Here is a 20,718-nt window from a genome sequence, read left to right as displayed (position 1 = left end):
CCCGTGCATGATCGAAGTATGACCACGCTGATCGTGATGCCGGGCACCGGGTCGGACGCCGATTACGCCGCACGGGTCTTCGGCCCCGCCGCCGCCTCGATTGGCGCTCGACTGGTGTCACTCGAACCAGAATCTGACCTGGTCAACAGCTATTCTACGCGCCTGGACCAGGTCGCCGCCGAAGGCGATGACCTACTCGTCGGCGGCATCTCGATAGGTGCGGCGATCGCCGTCGAATGGGCACTGCGATCACCGCTCGCGCAGCACTGCCGCGGAGTGCTTGCCGCCCTGCCGCCGTGGTCGGGCCCGGCCGCGGACTCACTCGCCGCGCTGTCGGCGCGGCTGACCGCCGACGCGATCGAACGCGACGGTCTGGCGGCCGCGGTGGCGCAGATGGTCCGGACCAGCCCCGCATGGCTCGGGGCGGAGCTGTCACGGTCGTGGCGCTCGCTCGCCGACCGCGGACTGGTCGAGCAGTTGCGTGCCGCGGCCGCGCACGCCGCGCCCGCCGAGAGCGAACTGTCCGCACTGACGGTGCCGCTGGGCGTCGCCGCCGCCCCCGACGACCCGCTGCATCCCGTCGAGGTGGGACGGGCCTGGGCCGCGTATGCACCGCGGGCGGCGGTGCGCGCCGTGCCGCTCACCGAGTTCGGGCCGGCACCGCATCGGCTCGGCGACGCCTGTGCCGCCGCCTGGAGGGACGCGTCAGCGGCGGCGCCGGCGGAAGCGTGACATCGCCGAACCGCGCGACGGCGGCGCGGTGGGTGCCTCCTCCGGCTCCACTGCGGGCGGAGCCGACGTCTCCTCCGCTGTCGCCGACGGCGCATCCGCGTCCGGTTGATCGGAGTAGACGGTGGCCGAGGCGCTCTGCTCCACGGCGCCGCCGGGAATCACCTCCGGCACTCCGGAGTCGTCACCGGACGGCTGTGCGGGCAGCGGCTGCGAGGGGAAGGCTCCGGTCTCGGCGTCCACCCCGGCCTGCTCGGCCGCCTGCTCGGCCAGTTGCTGCTGGGCGGCCGCGACCTGTTCGGCGAGGACCGGCGGCAACACGATCGGCAGCAACTCCCGCGGCGGGCACGGTTCACTGCCTCGACGCACCACCGTCTCGGCGAGGACGGCGCGGGCGAGCTGGGCCAGCTGCACCTCGGACTCCTCGGGGCCGCTCGCGACGCAGCGCACCATCCAGCGAGGACCGTCGACACCGATGAACCGGTGACTGCCGCCGGGCACCCGGGCCACCACTTCGCGGCCCCAGTGACCGTCCTCGATCGAGGTCTGCGCTCCGTCGCTGCGGAGCGACTCGGCCAGTTCGCGCACCACTTCGCGCCACAGTCCCCCGCTGCGCGGGGCGGCGAAGGCGTGCAGTCCGATGCGGCCGACCGGCGTCACGAGGTAGACGGCCTCGGGCTCATGCGTCGCGGACATCTCGACGGTCACCTGCCCGCCCTCCACCACCGGCATCAGCAGGGAGCCCAGATCCAGATGGGAGTTCGCGAGTTCGGCGAGGGGCGTCGCCAGATCCGCGATGTCGTAGGGTCCCGCGGTGTCGCCGATCGAGTACTTGTCGCCCGCGGCGCCGGTCGCACGCTGTGCCATCGTCATCCCTCCGTCAGAATCGCGTGGCCGCCACTGGAGCCGTAGCCTCCGGCGCCGCGCTCGGTGTCGTCGAGTTCATCGACTTCGACCACGTCTGGCAACTCGACACGCTGCACGATCAGCTGGGCGATCCGGTCGCCGCGCGTGATGGTGATCGGAGCCTCCGGATCCAGGTTGATCAGGCACACCTTGATCTCGCCGCGGTAGCCCGCGTCGATCGTTCCCGGCGCGTTGACGATCGACAGTCCCGCGCGCGCCGCCAGACCGGAGCGCGGATGGATCAGTCCGACGGTGCCGTACGGCAGCCCGATCGCGATACCGGTCCCGACGAGCTGACGACGTCCCGGCGCCAGCACGAGGTCGGTGGCGGCGTACAGATCGATGCCCGCATCGCCCGGATGGGCGCGCACGGGAAGCGGGAGGTCGGGATCGAGTCGGCGGATTCGCAACGGCGGATACGTATCGGGCGTCACTGGCGTGGTCACCCCCGCAGACTACTAGGGCGCTACCGCATTAGGCTTGTCCGCGTGACGCAAGCAGCCTCGACACCCGCCCCGCAGCAGGACCGCTACAGCGAGCGCCTCATCGTCCCGTGGTGGTGGTGGCTCGCCGGCCTCGCCATCACCGCGATCTTCGGCTACGAGGTCCAACTCGCCGCCTACCGGGAGCCGTGGAGCGTCGTCGCCTATCCCGTCATCGCGGCCCTCATCGGCTGGGGACTGTATTCGATGGGGCGGACGCCCGTTCGCGTGGACGCGAACGGCTCGCTGCACGCGGGGAAGGCCATGCTGCCCAGCGAGGTGATCGCCCGCGGCGCCACGGTCTCGGCGGCGCAGCGCAGCGCGGCCATGGGCAGGCAGCTGGATCCGGCAGCGTTCGTACTCCATCGCACCTGGGTCAAGACGATGGTGCTCGTGGTGTTGGACGACCCCGACGACCCGACGCCCTACTGGCTCATCTCGACCCGCCATCCCGATCGGGTGCTGGTCGCCCTGGGCATGGGTGACGCGGGCCGCGTCCCCGGTCAGGAACCCGCAGACCGGGAGTCCGGAGATGAGGAGTCCGGAGATGAGGGTCACGGAAAGGACGACGCCGCGCAGGGCTGAGCCCTACGCGGCGCACGGGGGTCGCGATTCACCGACCGCGGTCCGGGATCACCGGAGCCGCGGTCGGTTCGCGGCACAGGGGTGCATCAGGCGCAGTCGACGCAGATCATCTCGTTGCCGTGCTGTTCGGCGAGACGGTTGCGGTGGTACACGAGGAAGCAGCTCGAGCATGTGAACTCGTCGTCCTGCTTCGGGACCACGCGCACCGACAACTCCTCGCCCGACAGGTCCGCGCCCGGCAGTTCGAACGATTCGGCGGTGTCGCCCTCGTCGACATCGACGTCGGCGGACTTCGCTTCATTGCGGCGAGCCTTCAGCTCCTCCAGCGAGTCCTCCGCGATGTCGTCGTCGTTGCTGCGGCGCGGAGCGTCGTAATCGGTTGCCATAGTGTGCCTAACCTGGGTTCTGTAGGTGTGGATGCGGATTGCTGTGGGAGAACACACTTGTGGCCTCGTTCCCCCGGCCCCCACATCGTCGCGCGATGATGTTGGGCGCCCGAATTCTAGGTGCACTTACCCCGGAAGTCAACCACTCGTCGAATGCGCCGGTCAGAGGCACCGAACTCGACTTATGAGGGCGCGCCGGACACCTTCCCGCACCGTCGTCGCGGAGCCCTCTACAGTGGTCGGCGACCCCTGATTCCGGAAGAAGGTGCTAGAGCGTCTTGGTCTCGAAGATCGCCACCGGCTACACCACCGATGTGAAGGGCCGTCCGTTCCGGCGCCGCCACCTGATGCCCGCCCTCATCGTCGTCGCGGTCCTCGCCGTGGCGGCCATCACCGCCTGGTCGGTCGCGCTGACCGGCGGCGGTGACGAGGCGCGCCCCACGGACTGCAACATGCCCGAGGCCGCGTCGCCGTCGGACCGCTCCGGGGCACCGGCGACGCCCCCGCCGAATCTGAAGCCGGTCAGCTCCACCGAGATGCTCAGCGTCGCGCCGGCGGGTCTGTCGACGTTCAAGGTGCGCGTCTTCAACTCCGCCGCGCCCCGCGGTTCGGCGCGTTCGGTGAGCGACGATCTCGTGGCCGAGGGGTTCACCCCCGGCGATCCCGCGTACGCCGACGACACCGTCTACTCCGACCAGAATCTGCATTGCGTCGCTCAGATCCGATTCGGTCAGGCCGGTCAGGCGGGCGCGGCGGCGGTGTGGCTCGCCGCGCCGTGCGCTCAGTTGGTCGACGACGGCCGCACCGGTACCGACGTCGACCTCGCACTGGGCGAGTACTACACGCAGGGACGTCCGACTCAGGATTCGCAGGCCGCACTCGAGGCCCTGCGGTCGGTGGACCCGAAGAACCCGAAGACGGCGATCGATCGATCACTCATCGAAGCGGTGCACAACCAGGCCTGCTAGCGGTCACGGCGCCGCCGCGGTCAGATGGCGGCGTCGGCGACCGCCTGATCGATCACCTGGAACAACAGATCGAGACTGGGTGCGGGCTGCATCTCGGCGGACCAGACCATCGCGGCGCGCAACGGCGGGATGTCGAGGGCCAGATCGATCGCCGCGACCTGCCCGCCGACAACCTCGAATCCGTCACGCGGCAGCAGCCCCACGGCCATGTCCGCGGCGATGAGCGGCAGCGCCGTCTGGAAAGTCGACACCTGCTGGATACGGGCGGGGGTCACGTCGTTCCGTCGCCAGAACTGATCGGTCAGCTCGTCGAGCCCGGGGAATCCCTGAATCGCCGCGGGCACGATCCACGTCTCCGACTCCAGATCACGCAGGCCGGCGACATGCCGACCGCTTGAGACCACCAGGACCAGGGGCAGATCCACCAGGAATCGGACGTGGAGTCCGGGGAATGCGGAGGCCAGGCGGGAGACGTCCGCGGTGGCGACGAATCCGACGTCCGCCCGACCCTCCGCCACCATGCCGAGGACTCCGGCCGGGTCGGGATCGGAGAGTTCGACCGACACGTCCGGAGCGCGGGCCCGTTCGCCGAAACCAACCCGGAGCTGGTGAAAGCGTTCGTCCGGGCGGTCAACCGCGCCGATCTCGTCGCAGCGAAGGATCCCGCAGCGGTGGGCGCCGTGCTGGAGAAGTACGGAAAGCTGCCGCCACAGGTCTTCGCCAAGATGCGTCTCCCCGTCTACACGGACCAGATCAGCACCGACGCTCTCCAGGGCACCGCGGACCTCATGAACCACCTCGGCTTCACCTCGAAGCCCGTCGATACGAAGGAGATGATCTGGCCGTGAGTCAGCTCGTCACCGTGACCGACTCCACCTCGGCCACGACCATGCACCGGCCGATCCGGCGATGGGTGCGGACGATCAACGCATCTGCCGAGTCCCGTCTCGGACGATTCCTCTACGGTGCCGGCGCCGTCGCCCTCGTCTTCGCCGTGTGGCAGGTGCTCTGGTCACTCGGCGTCCTGCCGGCCACCGCACTGCCCTCCGCAGGCCAGATGCTCGGCGCCTTGCTCGACCTGCTCGGATCGGGAGCCTTCTGGGCGTCCGTCTGGTCGACGGTGTCGATCGTGATCCTCGGTCTCGTGGTCATCATCGTCATCGCCGCGCCGCTGTCCATCCTCCTCGGCCTGTCGCGATTCGCCGAGGAATCGACCTGGCTCGTCGTGGGGTTCCTCAAACCCATCCCGCCGGTGGCCCTGATCCCGCTCGGTCTGCTGCTGTGGGGCCCGACGCCGGGAATGAAGATGGTCCTGATCGTGTTCGGCGCGATCTGGCCGCTGCTGACCCAGCTGGTCTACGGCGTCCGTGAGGTGAACGCCACCAGTCTCGACATGGCGCGCAGCTACCACCTCGGTTGGTGGCTCACCACGAGCCGAATCGTCATTCCGTCGATGACGCCGTTCGCGATGACCGGCTTGCGGATCGCGGCCGCCATCGCACTCATCATCTCCATCGTCACCGAGATGATCGGCGGCGCCGCAGGTCTGGGCCAGGACATCGTGGTCGCTCAGTCGGCAGGCGCGATCAAGGAGATGTACGCCCTGATCTTCGCCGCGGGCCTGCTCGGGCTCCTGGTCAACACCGTGTTCAAGGCAGCCGAGAAGCCGCTGCTGTTCTGGCACCCGAGTCACCGAGAGGAGGCGAAGTGATGAAGACCGGTCGTCTCTGGCGGGCGATCCTCCTTCGCGCCTGGCTTCCCGCCGCATTGGTTCTGACCTGGTGGTTCGCCTCGGCGACGAGTGAATCGCTGTACTTTCCCTCCCTGAAGACCATCCTCACCACGATGTGGGACGACCTGATCGTCCACGGCATGCGGACCGACGTGGTCCCCAGCGTGGAGAAGTTCCTCATCGGATTCCTCATCGCCGGCGCACTGGGGATAGTCTTCGGACTGCTGATCGGGCTGTCGCCGGTCCTGCGTGCCGCGTGCGAGCCGATCATCCAGTTCCTGCGCTCGCTGCCGCCTCCCGTTCTGCTGCCGATCGGCCTGCTGGTCTTCGGCATCGGTCCGGCGATGAACATCTCGATCATCGTCGTGGGTGCGGTCTGGCCGACCCTGCTCAACACCATCGACGGAGTTCGATCCCTCGACCCGCTCGTCAAGGACATGTCGCGGTCGTACCGACTGACGCTCCCGCAATACATCCGGTACGTTCTGCTCCCGCATGCCGGCCCCGCCATCTTCGCCGGCCTGCGCACCACTCTGCAGATCTCGATCATCCTGATCGTCGTCTCCGAGATGGTGGCGTCGACCAACGGCATCGGCTTCTACCTCCTGAACTCCCAGCAGACCTTCGCGGTCCCGGAGACCTGGGCGGGCACCGTTCTGCTCGGCCTGCTCGGATACCTCGCCAATCTCGTCTTCGTCCGCATCGAGAAGTACGTGCTGCGCTGGCAGTACGGCATGCGGGCCCTGAACGCAAAAGGATGATCATGTCTGTCGACGCCACCGAAACCGATGTCACCGCACCGACGACGCTCATGGAACTGCGCGACCTGCGCAAATCCTACGGCGATGTCCAGATCCTGGCCGGAATCGACTTCACCGTGCGCCGCGGCGAGTTCGTCTGCGTGGTCGGCCCCTCGGGCTCGGGCAAGACCACCCTGCTGCGGTGCATGGCCGGCCTGCTCGCACCCACCGACGGCGCCTGCCTGTTCGAGGGTGACACGGTGACCGGACCGCCCGCGAAGCTGGCCGTCGTCTTCCAGGACTACAGTCGCTCCCTGTTCCCGTGGCTGAGCGTCGCCGACAACATCGAACTTCCGCTGCGCCGCACGGTCCGCAAGGCCGAGCGCGCGGTCCGGATCGATTCGGTTCTCACAGCGGTGGGCCTGGCGGGCAAGCACGACCTGTACCCCTGGCAGATGTCGGGCGGCATGCAGCAGCGCGCGGCGATCGCCCGGGGTCTCGCATATCAGCCGGATGTGCTGCTGATGGACGAGCCGTTCGCCGCCGTCGACGCGCAGACCCGCATCGAACTCGAGGACCTGGTGCTGCGTGTGCGGAAGGACTTCGACACCACCATCGTCTTCGTCACCCACGACATCGACGAGGCCGTGTACCTCGGTGATCGAGTCATCGTCCTCTCCGGTGCTCCGACCCGAGTGACGCGGAACATCGACGTCGATCTACCGCAGCCACGGGACCAACTCGAGACCAAGACGCTGCCCGCGTACGCGAAGTACCGCACCGAGGTCTTCGAGCTCATCCAGGCCGCGCAGTCGCACGCGAGCATCGCCTGACCACCCGAAACGCCAGCAGGAGAAAGCCCTCTAGGAGAACGCCGCCATGACAACTCATCAGCCTCTCGACAACGCCCAGGCCACCGCCTATCGCACCCGGGTCACCCTGCTCGGCACCTCCGGCGGACCGCCGTGGTGGGACGGATCGGACCGCGCCGGCATTTCGACCGCGATCACGGTGAACGACTCGGTGTACCTGATCGACTACGGTGAGGGGTGGGGTCCCCGGTACCGCAAGGCCGGTCTCGGCCCGGCCGGATTCCAGAAGGGTCTCGACGACCTCCGCGGCGTGTTCATCACCCATCACCACTCCGACCACATGGTCGACTATCCGAACCTGTTGCTCCTCGCCTGGCACAACGGTTCCGACGGTCTCCGGCAGCCGGTGCAGGTCTACGGCCCCGGCGATCGTCGCGTCCTGCCGCCGATCTTCGACGAGACCAATCGGGATCCGATCCCCGAGGTCTTCAATCCGGAGTCGCCGACACCCGGTCTCGAGGAGTCGACGGCCAGGCTGCTCCAGGCGTACGCCCTCGACATCAACGACCGGATGCGCGACAACGCCAAGCAGGATCTGCGCGAGATCTTCGAGTTCCACGACATCGTGCTCCCGGGAACGACCGGCGACGACCCCAACGGCGACCCGAGTCCGGCGATGGAACCGTTCGAGGTCTATGCGGACGAGAACGTCCGGGTGACCGCCATCCTCGTCGACCACCGGCCGATCTTCCCGGCCTTCGCCTTCCGCTTCGACACCCCGGACGGCTCGATCGTCGTCTCCGGCGACACCGGCGTGTGCAGCAATCTGGTGACGATCGCGGACGGCGCGGACATCCTCCTCCACGAGTGCATCGACATGGACTGGGTGGACTCCCTGCTCGGGCCGAACTCCGCCAGACCCGACCCCAACCTCATGCAGCACATGCTCGCTGCGCACACCGCGATCGAGGAGGTCGGCGCTCAAGCCGAGGCCGCGGGCGTCGACACCCTGGTCCTCACACACCTGGTGCCGGGCAATACGCCGGTCGAGAAGTGGCAGCAGGCGCAGCAGGGGTTCTCCGGCCACCTGGTGGTGGGAGAAGACCTCATGCATTTCGGTCTCGGCGAGCCCCGCTGAACCGCCCGCCGGCGCACGACCGCAGCACATCGCACAGGCATCAAATCTCACAGGAAGGCCAGATCATGGCTGTTTTCAACGACGGCATCGCCGCAACCGAGGTGCCCGAGGGGGACATCGTCGAGACCGATGTCCTGATCGTCGGTTCCGGACCCGGAGGCGCGTCGGCAGCGCTGTTCCTGTCGACGCTGGGCATCCCGAACATCGTGATCACCAAGTACCGCTGGACCGCGAACACGCCCCGAGCGCACATCACCAACCAACGCTCGATGGAGGTCTTCCGGGACATGGGCATCGAGGATCAGGTCCTCGCCGAGGCCACTCCCCACGAGTTGATCGGCGACACCGTCTTCTGCACGTCGATCGCAGGCGAGGAGATCGGCCGGATCCGCACCTGGGGCACCCGCCCCGACCGCGAGGCGACTACCGGCTCGCCTCGCCGTGCCTCACGGTGGACATCCCGCAGACCTACCTCGAGCCCATCCTGGTCCGCAACGCGACCGTCCGCGGAACGCAGACCCGCTTCTCCACCGAGTATCTCGGCCACTCGCAGGACGAGAACGGCGTCACCGTCGACGTGCGGGACCGTCTCACCGGCCAGGAGTACCGGATCCGCGCGAAGTACCTGATCGGGGCCGACGGCGCCCGCTCACGCGTGGCCGAGGACATCGGTCTGACGTTCGAAGGCGCGATGGACATCGCCGGATCGATGAACATCTCAAAGCCGACATCGCCTCCCTGGTTGACCATCGACCGAGTGTTCTCTACTGGGTGATCCAGCCCGGATCGAATGTCGGCGGCATCGGAACCGGACTGGTGCGCATGGTGCGCCCGTGGGACGAGTGGCTCATCGTATGGGGCTACGACATCAACCAGCCGCCGCCGGATCTGGACGACGAGATGGCCATCGGCATCATTCGCGACCTGCTGGGGGTGCCGGATCTCGAGCCGGAGATCACCGGCTACAGCCTGTGGGGCGTGAACGAGATGTACGCCACCGACCTGCAGAAGGGCCGGGTGTTCTGCGTCGGCGACGCCATTCATCGGCACCCGCCGTCGAACGGTCTGGGGTCCAACACCTCGGTGCAGGACTCGTACAATCTGGCCTGGAAGATCGCCGCGGTTCTGCGCGGGCAGGCGGCACCGTCGCTGCTCGATTCCTACACCGCCGAACGCGCCCCCGTCGCCGAACAGATCGTCACCCGGGCGAACAAGTCGGCGCGAGAGTTCTCCGACATGTTCACCGCACTCGGCGTCGTCGGTCTGGAGGGCGACGAGATGGCCGCCGCGATCGCCGAGCGGAAAGCCGACTCGCCGGCCGGTGAGGCGAAACGGGCTGCCCTCGTCAAAGCCATGAACACCAAGAACTACGAGTTCAACGCGCACGGGGTGGAACTCGGCCAGTTCTACCGTTCGGCTGCGATCGTCTCCGACGGCACCGAGCCGCAGCCGCCGGCCGGGCGTGAGGATCGCGATCTGTACTACGTCCCGTCCACGTCGCCGGGTGCACATCTGCCCCACGCCTGGGTCGGCGACAACGTCTCGCGCAAAGCGATGCTCGACCTGGCGCCGTACGATCGCTGGACCCTCGTCACCGGCGTCGCGGGCAGTCCGTGGACGCAGGCGGCCGACGCCGTCGCCCGCGAGCTCGGAGTACCTCTGGAAGCAGTCGTGATCGGTCCCGGCCGCGACGTGACCGATCTGTACTACGACTGGGCGAAGCTCCGCGAGGTCTCGGAGTCCGGGGCGCTCCTCGTGCGGCCCGACAAGCACATCGCCTGGCGCTCGAACCAGCTGCCCGACGACCCGACCCGCGAACTGTCGACGGCGATGCGAACGGTCTTGGGGCGCTGACGATGAGCTTCGACTTCATTCACGAGACGCTGCCGCAGCGCGTGGTGTTCGCGCGGGGCGACGCGCCGGGAGCCGTGGCCGCGGAGGTCGCGGCGGTCGGCGGCACTCGGGCCATGCTGATCCACTCCGGTCCGAGCGCCGAACAGGTGGAGGCCGTCGCCGCGCGGCTCCCGCTCGCGGTGCGGCACGACGACGTCGCCATGCACGTGCCGATCGAGGTCGCCGAGCGCGCCCGGGCCGCTGCCCGCACCGGTGACGTCGACGTCCTCGTCAGCGTGGGCGGCGGCTCGGCCACCGGCCTGGCCAAAGCCGTGGCCCTGCGCAGCGGTGTGCCGATCGTCGCCGTGCCGACGACGTACGCGGGCAGCGAAGCCACGAACGTCTGGGGGATGACCGAGAACGGAGTCAAGACCACCGGCACCGACCGGCGGGTCCTGCCCGCGTCGATCGTGTACGACGCGACCCTCCTGCAGTCCCTGCCCGCCGATCTCTCCGTCGCCAGCGGGCTCAACGCGCTCGCCCACTGCGTCGACTCGATGTGGGGCCCGCGCGCGGATCCGATCGACCGAGCGCTGGCCGAGGAGGGGATCCGCGGACTGCGAGCCGGGATGATCGGGCTGGTCGACGGCGCCGGAGGCCTCGACGCCATCGAGCAGACGCTCTACGGTGCGTACCTCGCGGCGGTGTCGTTCGCCTCGGCGGGTTCGGGCATGCATCACAAGATCTGTCATGTCCTGGGCGGGATGTACGACCTGCCCCACGCGCAGACGCACGCGGTGGTCCTGCCTCACGTGCTGGCCTTCAACGCGCCCGGCGCACCGGAGGCCGCCGCACGCATCTCTCGCGCGTTCGGCAGCCAGACCGCGGTCGCCGGTCTGGCCGCCCTGCGCCGCGCCGTGTCGGCGCCCCGCGCGCTCAAGGACTACGGCATGCCCGGAGAAGGTATCGCCGCAGCGGTCCCGCCCATTCTGGCAGCCATCCCGACGAACAACCCGAAACCCGTCAGCACCGACGACCTCACCGCGTTGCTCCGCGCGGCGTGGGAAGGAGACGAACCCCGATGACCACCATCCCCGACCACTCGAACCACCCGATCTCCGAACGCCAACGGGCGGTCGAAGAGGACGTCGTACAGCGCGTCGTCCACTCCTTCGACGACTGCGCCGATCCGCGTCTGCGACGGGTGATGGTCTCGCTCGTCGAACATCTGCACGCCCTTCTCCGCGATGTGCGGCTGACCGAGGACGAGTGGCAGGTCGCCATCGACTTCCTCACCGACGCCGGTCACATCACCGATGACAAGCGACAGGAGTTCGTGCTGCTCTCGGACACGCTGGGCGCGTCGATGCAGACCATCGCCATCAACAACGAGGCCTACGGAGATGCGACCGAGGCGACCGTCTTCGGCCCGTTCTTCGTCGACGGAGCCCCCCGCATCGAACTCGGCGGCGACGTGGCGTTCGGCGCTGCGGGACAGCCGTGCTGGGTGGAGGGCACCGTCCGCGACGTCGACGGCGATCCGGTCCGCAACGCCAGGATCGAGGTGTGGGAGGCCGACGATGAGGGTCTCTACGACGTTCAGCACGACGACGGGCGCGTCGCGGCGCGCGCCCACCTGTTCACCGACGACGACGGCGGGTACCGGTTCTGGGGGATCAAGCCGACGCCGTATCCGATCCCCTACGACGGCCCGGTAGGCAAGATGCTGCAGGCCGTGGGCCGATCGCCCTACCGCGCCTCGCACCTGCACTTCATGGTCACCGCGCCGGGCTGCCGGCGCCTGGTGACGCACATCTTCGTCCGCGGCGACGAGCTGCTGGACCGCGACAGCGTGTTCGGAGTCAAGGACTCGCTGGTCAAGGATTTCATCGAGCAGCCGGCGGGCACACCGACACCGGACGGCCGAGTGATCGACGGACCGTGGTCACGAGTGCGGTTCGACGTGGTGCTGGCGCCCGGAGCCGCAACCGACGAATGACGGGCCGGCCGGCGGTGCGCGGGCTCAGTCGGGCAACGCGCGCAGCGCTCCGATCCGCTCGAGGACGTCGACGAACTCGTCGGCGATGCCGCCGGCTGCGGCGACCGTCACGTGGCCGTCGCTCGATCGCGAGTCCGCGGGCGGCAGGAGGACCGTCGCCCCGGCCTCCGCTGCGATCAGTCCGCCCGCCGCCCAGTCCCACGGGCTCAGTCCGTGCTCGATGTGGGCGTCGGCAGCACCCGATGCCACCATGCACAGGTCCAGCGCCGCGGCGCCGACTCGCCGGATGTCACGCACTTCGGGCAGCAGCTGCGCGATCAGCGCGCCCTGGCGCACGCGACGCTCGCGCGAGTACCCGAATCCGGTGGCCACGAGAGCCAGCCCGACGTCGGTGATCGGGTTGCACGACAGTCGGATCGCTTCCGGCCCGAGTCCCGTCGCCCACGCTCCCCCGCCGGCGCTCGCCCAATACGTCACCCCGCGGGCGACGTCGACCACCGCGCCGGCCACCGAGCGTCCGTCGATCTGTGCCGCCACCGACACGGCGAACGCCGGTATCCCGTACAGGAAGTTCACCGTGCCGTCGATCGGGTCGACCACCCAGCGGACCCCGGTGGGGACGTCGACGGACCCGCCGTCCTCTTCGCCGAGGACCTCGTCGTCGGGCCGCTCGGCGCGCAGCAGGTTCCGGATCAGTGCCTCGGACTCCCGGTCGGCGACCGTGACCGGATCCGTCGGGGTCGACTTCGACTCGACCGAGCCGTCGGCGACCCTCGTGCCCGTCGGCGCGAACAGTTCCACCCGCCGCGTCCGGACGTGCTCGGCGGCCCGTTCGGCCACCCGCCGGGCGATCTCGGCGAGTTCGGCCGGCGCGGCCGTGGGCGTATCGATGGGATCGGACGGGGTGGAGAAGCCGGGAGACGTCACACCTAGAGTCTAGAGTTGCGAGTCTAGAGTGTCCGACGGGAGCACGGCGCAGGCCGTCTCCCGCCGCCATCGTCCACCGATCGAGCCTCGACCTGCCAAGAAGGGCGGACCGTACCGATGACCGACGCGCGATTCACCGTGCTTGCCTCCGACCGTTCGCCGAGTCCGTCATCCGACCTCGGCTTCGGCATCGACATCGGCGGCTCGGGAGTCAAGGGGGCGATCGTCGACCTGCGAACCGGACAGTTCGTGGGAGAACGCCACCGCATCGCCACCCCGCAGCCCGCCACCCCGGCCGCGGTCGCCGACACGGTCGCCGAGATCGTCGAGCACTTCGGCTGGACCGGCCCGGTCGGGCTGACCGTCCCCGGCGTGGTCCGGCAGCAGATCATGCGCAGCGCCGCCAACATCGACGAGTCGTGGAAGGGCACCGACCTGTATGCCTTGTTCAGCGACCGGTTGGGCGGGCGCCGCGTCACGGTGCTCAACGACGCCGACGCCGCCGGAATCGCCGAGTACCGGTTCGGCAGCGGTGTCGGCGACGCCGAGGGCACGGTGATCCTCCTGACCTTCGGCACCGGCATCGGTTCGGCGCTCCTGTACAACGGAACGCTCGTACCGAACACCGAGCTCGGCCATCTTGAGATCGACGGCAAGGAGGCCGAGCACCGCGCGTCGGCGAAGGTGCGCGAGGACCACGGGTGGTCGCTGGAGAAGTGGAGCAAGAAGGTCTCCAAAGTGCTGCGGCACTACGAGGCGATCTTCTCCCCCACCCTGTTCATCGCGGGCGGCGGGATCAGCCGCAAAGCCGATCAGTGGATTCCGCTGCTGACCAACCAGACCCCCGTCGTCGCTGCTGAGCTGCGCAACACCGCGGGAATCGTCGGCGCTGCGATCGCCGTCGACGAGGGTCTTTCGTTCTGATCGTCGGCCGCTCGTCGGGGGCGTGAGACCGGCATGCGCATGTGCTCGTCACGGCGATGTCGTTACAATGGAACACGTCGGTCTCGCACCGAGCCCTCAAGCCCCTTCGCCCACGGCGTCACGTCCTGTTCGGGACGCGCGCAGCCGTGCCGCCCGTGAGTTATGTCGAAAGGTTGTACGTGGCAACCACCAAGTCCACCGACGCAGCAGCCGAAGCCACCGGAGCAGAAGACGCCCCGGTAGCCAAGAAGGCGCCCGCCAAGAAGGCACCGGCCAAGAAGGCCGCCGCGAAGAAGGCGCCCGCCAAGAAGGCCGCCGCGAAGAAGACTGCAGCCAAGAAGACTGCGAAGAAGACCGCCGCCAAGAAGACGACGAAGAAGACCGCGGGCAGCAAGGCCGCCGATCCCACCGTCGAGGTGGACGAGACCGAACTCGACGGCGGCGAGGGCCTCGACGACGTCGACGACTCGCAGATCGATCTCGCCGACGCCGAACTGATCGTCGACGATGACGACGAGGCCGACGACGCGAAGCCGGCCAAGGCCGCGAAGGGCCGCGGCCGCGCGAAGAAGGACGACGAGCCCAAGCCGGACTTCGTCTGGGACGAGGACGAGTCCGAGGCGCTGCGGCAGGCTCGCAAGGACGCCGAACTCACCGCCTCGGCCGACTCGGTTCGCGCCTACCTCAAGCAGATCGGCAAAGTCGCCCTGCTGAACGCGGAGGAAGAGGTCGAGCTCGCCAAGCGCATCGAGGCGGGACTGTTCGCCACCGAGCGGCTGCGCCGGGTGATGGAGTCGGGCGAGAAGCTGTCGGTGGCGCAGCGGCGCGACCTGTCGTGGATCTCGCGTGACGGAAACCGTGCCAAGAACCACCTCCTCGAGGCCAACCTGCGGCTCGTGGTCTCCCTCGCCAAGCGGTACACCGGTCGCGGGATGGCCTTCCTCGATCTGATCCAGGAGGGCAACCTCGGCCTGATCCGCGCCGTCGAGAAGTTCGACTACACCAAGGGCTACAAGTTCTCCACGTACGCCACCTGGTGGATCCGGCAGGCCATCACCCGCGCCATGGCCGACCAGGCCCGCACCATCCGCATCCCGGTGCACATGGTCGAGGTCATCAACAAGCTGGGCCGCATCCAGCGCGAACTCCTTCAGGATCTCGGCCGTGAGCCGACGCCGGAGGAACTCGCCAAGGAAATGGACATCACGCCGGAGAAGGTGCTGGAGATCCAGCAGTACGCGCGTGAACCGATCTCGCTGGACCAGACCATCGGCGACGAGGGCGACAGCCAACTCGGTGACTTCATCGAGGACTCCGAAGCGGTGGTCGCGGTCGACGCGGTCAGCTTCACCCTTCTGCAGGACCAGTTGCAGGACGTGCTCGACACCTTGTCCGAGCGTGAAGCGGGCGTCGTCCGGCTGCGCTTCGGTCTCACCGACGGTCAGCCCCGCACCCTCGACGAGATCGGCCAGGTGTACGGAGTCACCCGCGAGCGCATCCGCCAGATCGAGTCGAAGACGATGAGCAAGCTCCGGCATCCGAGCCGCTCCCAGGTGCTCCGCGACTACCTGGACTGAGCAGCAGGCCCCGCCCGGCAGATCGACGAACGCCGGCGAGTCGACCCCCACCCGTCCCGGGCGGCGTCGACTCGCCGGCGTTCTGCGTCGGGCTCCCCTACAGCGTGCGGATCCACGATCTGGTGTCGGCCGGGTCGATCACGTCGTCGAGTTCGAAGGTCGCCGCCGCGCTCAGGGCGCGTCCGCGCGCGTACATCGTCGCGACCAGTCGGTCGTACAGTTCGGTCCGCGCCCCGTCGTCCGGGGCCGCGGCGAGTTCCTTCGAGAAGCCGAGCCGCACGGCGCCCTCCAGACCCATGCCGCCGATCTCACCGGTCGGCCAGGCCACTGTGAACTGCGGCGCCCGGAAGCTCCCGCCCACCATCGCCATCGCGCCGAGTCCGTAGCCCTTGCGCAGGATCACCGCACCGAACGGCACGGTCAGTCGGGCGCCGACCGAGAAGAGGCGGGAGAAGCGGCGCACGGTGGCCTGCTCCTCCGATTCCGGCCCGACCATGAAACCCGGGGTGTCGCAGAACGAGACCACGGGGAGTCCGCGCAGCTGACACAGTTCCAGGAACTCGGCGAGTTTGTCGGCTCCGGCGGCGTCGATCGCGCCGCCGAGATGAAGGCTGCTGTTGGCGACGAATCCGAACGGCCGGCCCTCCACGCGCAGGAAACCGGTGACGATTCCGGGTGCGTGATCCGGGCGCAGTTCCAGAACCGAATCGACGTCCGCGACCGCCCTCACCGCGGCGTGCACGTCGTATGCCCGCAGCCGGTTCTCCGGTACCGCGTGGCGCGCCCGACGCCCGTCGGGGGCGGTCCACTCGTCCACCGCGCCCCGGAAGTACCCCAGCACCTGCCGAGCGAGCCGGACGGCGTGCGCCTCGTCGTCGGCGACGAGGTCGACCACGCCGTTGCGGCGCTGCACGTCGATCGGGCCGATCGCCTCGGGCGGGTACTCGCCGAGCCCGCCGCCGGAGATCATCGCCGGACCGCCCATGCCGATGTTCGCGTCGGGGGTGGCGATGAGGATGTCGCAGGCGCCCGCCAGAGCCGCGTTGCCCGCGAAACACCGGCCGGACACCACGGCGATCGACGGTGCGCGATCGCGCACGCGGGCCATCGACCGGAAGGTCGACACATCCAGGCCCGCGACGATGTCGAGGTCGGTGTCGCCCGGACGGCCGCCGCCGCCCTCGGTGAAGAAGACGACGGGGATCTCCCGCTTGAGCGCGATGTCGAGCATGCGATCGGTCTTGGCGTGGTTGCGCCAACCCTGGGTGCCCGCGAGGACGGTGTAGTCGTAGGACATGACCACCGCGGCGGCACGGTCGGCACCGAAGGCGTCGGCGGCGATGGTCGCGATTCCGCCCACCAACCCGTCGGCCGGGGTGTTGGCGATCAGATCGTCCTCCGACCGCCGCGCCTTCTGCGCGGCGATGACGAGCCCGCCGTACTCGACGAAGCTGCCGGGATCGACCAGGTCGGCGATGTTCTCCCGTGCGGAGCGCCTGCCGATCCGATGGCGACGGGCGATCGCATCGGGGCGGGCCTCGTCCCGGGTGAGACGATGCCGTGCGTTCACCTCGTCGAGGTCGGCGCGGTTCCGGTCGAGGTCGTCGGCCGCGGTGTCGGCTGCGCCGCTCGCCGCAGCGTCCGGGCGGTAGACCACCAGAGGGGTGCCCGCGAGCACCGTCGCGCCTTCGGCCGCGAGCACCCGCATCACCCGCACCGAGGTCTCGGCGATCACCTCGTGCTGCATCTTCATCGCTTCGAGTACCGCGAGGGGCTCGCCGGCGGCGACCACGCGGCCCGGTTCCGCGACGTGGATGACGGTGGCGGTCAGCGGCGCGGCCACCGCCTGTTCGTCCTCGTCGAGGTCGGCGTCGACGGTCTGCCGCGCGCCGTCGTCGTCGCACGCGGGCAGCAGGTCGGCGAGCCTGCGGTCGAGGAAGCCGGTGTCGACCGGCCCCTGAGCGAACTCGGCGTCCGCGAGGATCGCCCGCAGCAGCCCGATGTTGGTCTGCGGCCCGTCGATGACGAACTCCGACAGCGCGCGGTCGGCTTTCGCGTAGGCCGACGAGAGAGTCGGCGCGCGGACGACGACCTTGGCGAGCAGGGAGTCGTACCGCAACGAGGTCTCCAGTCCGGGCGCGCCGAAGGTGTCGACGCGGACGCCGGGTCCGGTCGGCGGCGTGAAGGCGTCGAGCCTGCCCGCTGTCGGCATCGCCGAACCGTCGGCGCTCATCGTCTCGAGGTTGACGCGCGTCTGCACCGCGCAGGCAGTCGTGGGCGGGATCGTGGCCAGACCGCAATCGGCGAGCCGGCCCCCGCCGGCCAGGGTCAGTCCGATCGCCACCAGATCCAGACCGGTGACCTCCTCGGTGACCGTGTGTTCCACCTGGATGCGGGGATTCACTTCGAGGAACACCGCGCGCGACCCCTGCACCAGGAACTCGACCGTCGCGAGCCCGCGGTACCCGGCCGCCGCGACCAGTCGCGCGGCGTCGTCGTGCAACCGAGTGCGCAAGCCGTCGCCCAGTCCCGGTGCGGGCGCCACCTCGATGAGTTTCTGTCGACGGCGCTGGACGCTGCAGTCGCGGTCGCCGACCGCCACCGCCTCAGCGCCGTCGCCGACCACCTGCACCTCGATGTGCCGACCGCCGGTGAGGAGTTCCTCGGCGAACACCCGCCCGTCGCCGAATCCGAGTTCGGCCTCGGCGACCGCGGACCGGAACGCGGCGTCCAGATCGGCGTCGCCGGTAACGGGACGCATCCCGCGCCCTCCGCCGCCGGCGAGCGCCTTGAGCATCACACCGCCGGGGCATCGTCCCGCGAACTCCCTGATCCGCGCGAGATCGGCGGCGCCGTCGGTCGCGGCGAGCACATCGAGCCCGCATTCGACGGCGGCCGCGCGCGCGGCCTGCTTGTCGCCGAAACGCCGCAGTACCTCGGGTGCGGGGCCCGCGAACGTGATGCCCGCGTCCGCGCACGCCTGCGCGAAGTCGGCGTTCTCCGACAGGAAGCCGTAACCCGGATGCACGGTGTCGGCACCCGTCCGGATCGCGGCGCTGCACACCGCGTCGATGTCGAGATACGCGGCCGGGCCCTCACCGGGCAGTCCGACGGCCTCGTCGGCGGCGGCGACGTGCGGTGTGGCGGCGTCGTCCGGTGCGTACACCGCGACGGTGTACACGCCCATCTCGCGGGCGGTGCGGATGATGCGCAGGGCGATCTCGCCCCGATTGGCGATCAGCAGCTTCATGCCGCGCCCCCGGTCGTCGCCGCGGCGCGCTCGAGGAGTTCGCCCTTGCGGACCTTGCCGGTGGCCGTCATCGGCAGCGCGTCGACGACGATCACCTCCGGCACCTTGTAGGTCGCGAGGTTCTCCCTCGCCCAGGCCACCAACGACCGCTCGTCCGGGCCTTTCTCGGTGACCACGACGAAGGCGACCGGGACCTGCCCCCTGTCGGGGTCCGGCCGAGGAACCACCGAGATCGCCTCGATCCCCTCGTGGCGGCGCATCAGTGCCTCGACCTCCGACGGGAACACACTCATGCCGTTGATCTTGATCATCTCCTTGGTCCGCGCCAGGTAATGCAGCGCACCCCACTCGTCGAAGCGGCCGAGGTCGCCCGTGTACAGCCACCCGTCGCGGAGCGCGTCGGCGGTGGCCCGGGGATTGTCGAGGTAACCGCTCAGGATCGACGGACTCCGGACGATGATCTGGCCGACCTCGCCGACCGGCAGCGGACGGCCGTCGTCGTCGACGACCAGGATGTCGGTTCCGGGAACCGGCAGACCGCAGAACACCGGATCGGCGAGCAGATCGCGGTCGCCGTCCTGGAAGCCGAGGGTGAACGTGTCGGCGGTGTGCGTCTCGGTCATGCCGTAAGAGGCCTCGCGCAGGACCGATCCGACCGCGGCCCGCCATCGGGCCCGGATCGGCGGATCGAGCCGGGTCACGAACGACACGGCGAGAGTGGACCTCAATGAGCGCAGCGCAGCCGGGTCCAGGCCGGGCAGGTCGAGGATCTCCAGGTAACTGTCGACGGTGGCCACGAGGTCGGTGACACCGTAGGCGGCCACCTGGTCGACGACCGTTGCGGCGTCCCACCGGGTCAGCAGCACCACCCTTTGGCCGTTGATCAGCGGCTTGATGATGCCGAAGTCCTCGCCGGCGATCCAGAAGACGGGCAGGAAGTTCATCGAGACCGCGTCCGCATCGCCCAGGCCGGTTCCGCCGGCGAGGGTGGCCGTGGCGGCCGTGTACGCCATGTGCCGCTGCGTGTGTTCGCACCCCTTCGGCATACCGGTGGTGCCGCCCGTGTAGTTCAACGCCGCGAGCACGTCCGGATCGGCCGGGCGCACCTGCGCGCGCGGGGCGCGCATGATCTCGGCCCAGTCCGACGCGGTCGACGACGGATGTGCGCGCATGTCGTCCAGTGCCGTCGTCGCGACCAGTCGCACCGGGGTGCGGGCACGCACCGACTCGACGAGGTCGCGCTGCTCGGGTGAGGTGAGCAGCACCGTCACGTTCGCATCCGTGAGCTCGTGCTCGAGTTCGAAGCCTTTGAACAGCGGGTTCACCGGAACATGGACAGCGCCGAGCTTGAGCACGCCGAGCATCGCGATGTGGAACTGCGGGCAGTTGGCGAGGTGGATTCCGACCCGGTCCCCCGCCCGAACGCCCACCGACTCGAGCCAACCCGCGAACCGGTCCGAGAACTCGTCGTACTCCGCATAGGAGACGTCGCGGTCGTAGAAGGTGATCGCCGGCGCGTCGGGACGGAGTGCGGCCCAATGCCGCAGGTGGTCGACCATCGTCGGACGTCCGGCCGGGTACTCGAATTCTCGGGGCACAGCGGCAGGCCAATTCGCCAGCTGCCGGGCCGCGAGCTCCGCGGCCGCCGCCTCGAGAACCGCTGCCGGTGGCGTCTGTGTGCTGTCGGTGGCCCGGACGTCAGCCGGCGTGCTCTGTGGGGACATGGGTGG

At 69.2% G+C, this 20,718-nt stretch carries 19 protein-coding genes and 1 pseudogene; 13 read left to right on the top strand and 7 right to left on the bottom strand.

Annotated elements, in window-relative coordinates:
* The first annotated feature begins 3 nt into the window (after positions 1–3).
* Positions 4–732, top strand: coding sequence for an alpha/beta hydrolase (locus Y710_RS06715; RefSeq protein WP_331709891.1), 729 nt, complete (start codon positions 4–6; stop codon positions 730–732).
* Here Y710_RS06715 and Y710_RS06710 read toward each other — a convergent pair.
* Together Y710_RS06710 and dut are read right to left on the bottom strand one after the other, a co-directional pair.
* Positions 706–1,596 carry a DUF3710 domain-containing protein gene (locus Y710_RS06710; RefSeq protein ID WP_006896340.1) on the bottom strand — a complete coding sequence of 297 codons (891 nt, stop codon included), beginning with the start codon at positions 1,594–1,596 and terminating at the stop codon, positions 706–708. The two genes, Y710_RS06715 and Y710_RS06710, sit on opposite strands and share 27 nt — an antisense overlap.
* A gap of 2 nt (positions 1,597–1,598) precedes the next feature.
* Positions 1,599–2,069 carry a dUTP diphosphatase gene (dut, locus tag Y710_RS06705; protein WP_101841578.1) on the bottom strand — a complete coding sequence of 157 codons (471 nt, stop codon included), beginning with the start codon at positions 2,067–2,069 and terminating at the stop codon, positions 1,599–1,601.
* Between the two features lie 54 nt (positions 2,070–2,123).
* Here dut and Y710_RS06700 point away from each other — a divergent pair, with 54 nt between their 5' ends.
* The gene (locus Y710_RS06700; protein ID WP_062366872.1) at positions 2,124–2,702 is read left to right on the top strand and encodes a DUF3093 domain-containing protein; all 579 of its coding nucleotides are present in this window, start codon (positions 2,124–2,126) and stop codon (positions 2,700–2,702) included.
* Positions 2,703–2,788: 86 nt separating this feature from the next.
* On the opposite strand, the gene Y710_RS06695 is transcribed toward Y710_RS06700, so the two are convergent.
* Complete coding sequence (locus tag Y710_RS06695; protein WP_006896337.1) at positions 2,789–3,088, bottom strand: DUF4193 domain-containing protein; 300 nt, start codon at positions 3,086–3,088, stop codon at positions 2,789–2,791.
* Positions 3,089–3,366: 278 nt separating this feature from the next.
* Here Y710_RS06695 and cei point away from each other — a divergent pair, with 278 nt between their 5' ends.
* Positions 3,367–4,056: an envelope integrity protein Cei gene (gene cei / locus Y710_RS06690; RefSeq protein ID WP_062366870.1), complete on the top strand. Its 690-nt coding sequence runs from the start codon at positions 3,367–3,369 to the stop codon at positions 4,054–4,056.
* Positions 4,057–4,076: 20 nt separating this feature from the next.
* Here the strand turns inward: cei and Y710_RS06685 are convergent, their stop codons facing one another.
* Entirely contained in the window at positions 4,077–4,700 is a 624-nt protein-coding gene (locus Y710_RS06685) for a LysR substrate-binding domain-containing protein (RefSeq protein ID WP_269449337.1), read from the bottom strand.
* On the opposite strand from Y710_RS06685, the gene Y710_RS18905 reads away from it, so the two are divergent.
* The 8 genes and pseudogenes from Y710_RS18905 to Y710_RS06645 all read left to right on the top strand — a co-directional run bounded on the left by Y710_RS18905 (position 4,665) and on the right by Y710_RS06645 (position 12,310).
* Entirely contained in the window at positions 4,665–4,904 is a 240-nt protein-coding gene (locus Y710_RS18905; protein WP_062366866.1) for an aliphatic sulfonate ABC transporter substrate-binding protein, read from the top strand. The genes Y710_RS06685 and Y710_RS18905 overlap by 36 nt on opposite strands.
* Positions 4,901–5,767 carry an ABC transporter permease gene (locus tag Y710_RS06675; protein ID WP_062366864.1) on the top strand — a complete coding sequence of 289 codons (867 nt, stop codon included), beginning with the start codon at positions 4,901–4,903 and terminating at the stop codon, positions 5,765–5,767. The genes Y710_RS18905 and Y710_RS06675 overlap by 4 nt, the downstream gene beginning before the upstream one ends.
* Positions 5,767–6,549, top strand: coding sequence for an ABC transporter permease (locus Y710_RS06670; RefSeq protein ID WP_006896332.1), 783 nt, complete (start codon positions 5,767–5,769; stop codon positions 6,547–6,549). Before Y710_RS06675 ends, Y710_RS06670 begins: the two co-directional genes overlap by 1 nt.
* Positions 6,550–6,551: 2 nt before the next feature.
* The gene (locus tag Y710_RS06665; protein WP_006896331.1) at positions 6,552–7,361 is read left to right on the top strand and encodes an ABC transporter ATP-binding protein; all 810 of its coding nucleotides are present in this window, start codon (positions 6,552–6,554) and stop codon (positions 7,359–7,361) included.
* 46 nt (positions 7,362–7,407) lie between these two features.
* Positions 7,408–8,478, top strand: a complete 1,071-nt coding sequence (locus Y710_RS06660) for an MBL fold metallo-hydrolase (protein WP_062366862.1) — start codon at positions 7,408–7,410, stop codon at positions 8,476–8,478.
* 65 nt (positions 8,479–8,543) lie between these two features.
* Positions 8,544–10,332 (top strand): annotated as a pseudogene (locus Y710_RS19270) (FAD-dependent monooxygenase).
* Positions 10,333–10,334: 2 nt separating this feature from the next.
* Positions 10,335–11,396, top strand: coding sequence for a maleylacetate reductase (locus tag Y710_RS06650; protein WP_062366860.1), 1,062 nt, complete (start codon positions 10,335–10,337; stop codon positions 11,394–11,396).
* Positions 11,393–12,310, top strand: coding sequence for a dioxygenase family protein (locus Y710_RS06645; RefSeq protein ID WP_062366858.1), 918 nt, complete (start codon positions 11,393–11,395; stop codon positions 12,308–12,310). The genes Y710_RS06650 and Y710_RS06645 overlap by 4 nt, the downstream gene beginning before the upstream one ends.
* 24 nt (positions 12,311–12,334) lie before the next feature.
* Here the strand turns inward: Y710_RS06645 and Y710_RS06640 are convergent, their stop codons facing one another.
* Positions 12,335–13,237 carry an inositol monophosphatase family protein gene (locus Y710_RS06640; RefSeq protein ID WP_045538171.1) on the bottom strand — a complete coding sequence of 301 codons (903 nt, stop codon included), beginning with the start codon at positions 13,235–13,237 and terminating at the stop codon, positions 12,335–12,337.
* A 117-nt stretch (positions 13,238–13,354) separates the two neighbouring features.
* Here Y710_RS06640 and ppgK point away from each other — a divergent pair, with 117 nt between their 5' ends.
* Together ppgK and Y710_RS06630 are read left to right on the top strand one after the other, a co-directional pair.
* Positions 13,355–14,161, top strand: coding sequence for a polyphosphate--glucose phosphotransferase (gene ppgK / locus Y710_RS06635; protein ID WP_006896324.1), 807 nt, complete (start codon positions 13,355–13,357; stop codon positions 14,159–14,161).
* Between the two features lie 179 nt (positions 14,162–14,340).
* On the top strand, positions 14,341–15,738 hold the full coding sequence (locus tag Y710_RS06630) for an RNA polymerase sigma factor (RefSeq protein WP_062366856.1): 1,398 nt from the start codon (positions 14,341–14,343) through the stop codon (positions 15,736–15,738).
* 97 nt (positions 15,739–15,835) lie between these two features.
* Here Y710_RS06630 and Y710_RS06625 read toward each other — a convergent pair whose 3' ends face one another.
* Together Y710_RS06625 and Y710_RS06620 are read right to left on the bottom strand one after the other, a co-directional pair.
* Positions 15,836–18,988, bottom strand: a complete 3,153-nt coding sequence (locus tag Y710_RS06625) for a carboxyl transferase domain-containing protein (protein ID WP_062366854.1) — start codon at positions 18,986–18,988, stop codon at positions 15,836–15,838.
* Complete coding sequence (locus Y710_RS06620; protein ID WP_197462916.1) at positions 18,985–20,712, bottom strand: AMP-binding protein; 1,728 nt, start codon at positions 20,710–20,712, stop codon at positions 18,985–18,987. Before Y710_RS06620 ends, Y710_RS06625 begins: the two co-directional genes overlap by 4 nt.
* Positions 20,713–20,718: the final 6 nt, after the last annotated feature.

Source organism: Gordonia sp. QH-12 (assembly GCF_001578675.1).
Classification (GTDB): domain Bacteria; phylum Actinomycetota; class Actinomycetes; order Mycobacteriales; family Mycobacteriaceae; genus Gordonia; species Gordonia sihwensis.
Note: the sequence above shows the minus strand (reverse complement) of the source record. Positions and strands in the feature narration are given on the sequence as shown.

Coding starts and splice junctions, on each gene's coding strand:
- Y710_RS06710 (WP_006896340.1), bottom strand. CDS start 1,596: ATGGCACAGCGTGCGACCGGCGCCGCGGGCGACAAGTACTCGATCGGC.
- Y710_RS06695 (WP_006896337.1), bottom strand. CDS start 3,088: ATGGCAACCGATTACGACGCTCCGCGCCGCAGCAACGACGACGACATC.
- Y710_RS06670 (WP_006896332.1), top strand. CDS start 5,767: ATGAAGACCGGTCGTCTCTGGCGGGCGATCCTCCTTCGCGCCTGGCTT.
- Y710_RS06665 (WP_006896331.1), top strand. CDS start 6,552: ATGTCTGTCGACGCCACCGAAACCGATGTCACCGCACCGACGACGCTC.
- Y710_RS06660 (WP_062366862.1), top strand. CDS start 7,408: ATGACAACTCATCAGCCTCTCGACAACGCCCAGGCCACCGCCTATCGC.
- Y710_RS06650 (WP_062366860.1), top strand. CDS start 10,335: ATGAGCTTCGACTTCATTCACGAGACGCTGCCGCAGCGCGTGGTGTTC.
- Y710_RS06645 (WP_062366858.1), top strand. CDS start 11,393: ATGACCACCATCCCCGACCACTCGAACCACCCGATCTCCGAACGCCAA.
- ppgK (WP_006896324.1), top strand. CDS start 13,355: ATGACCGACGCGCGATTCACCGTGCTTGCCTCCGACCGTTCGCCGAGT.
- Y710_RS06625 (WP_062366854.1), bottom strand. CDS start 18,988: ATGAAGCTGCTGATCGCCAATCGGGGCGAGATCGCCCTGCGCATCATC.
- Y710_RS06620 (WP_197462916.1), bottom strand. CDS start 20,712: ATGTCCCCACAGAGCACGCCGGCTGACGTCCGGGCCACCGACAGCACA.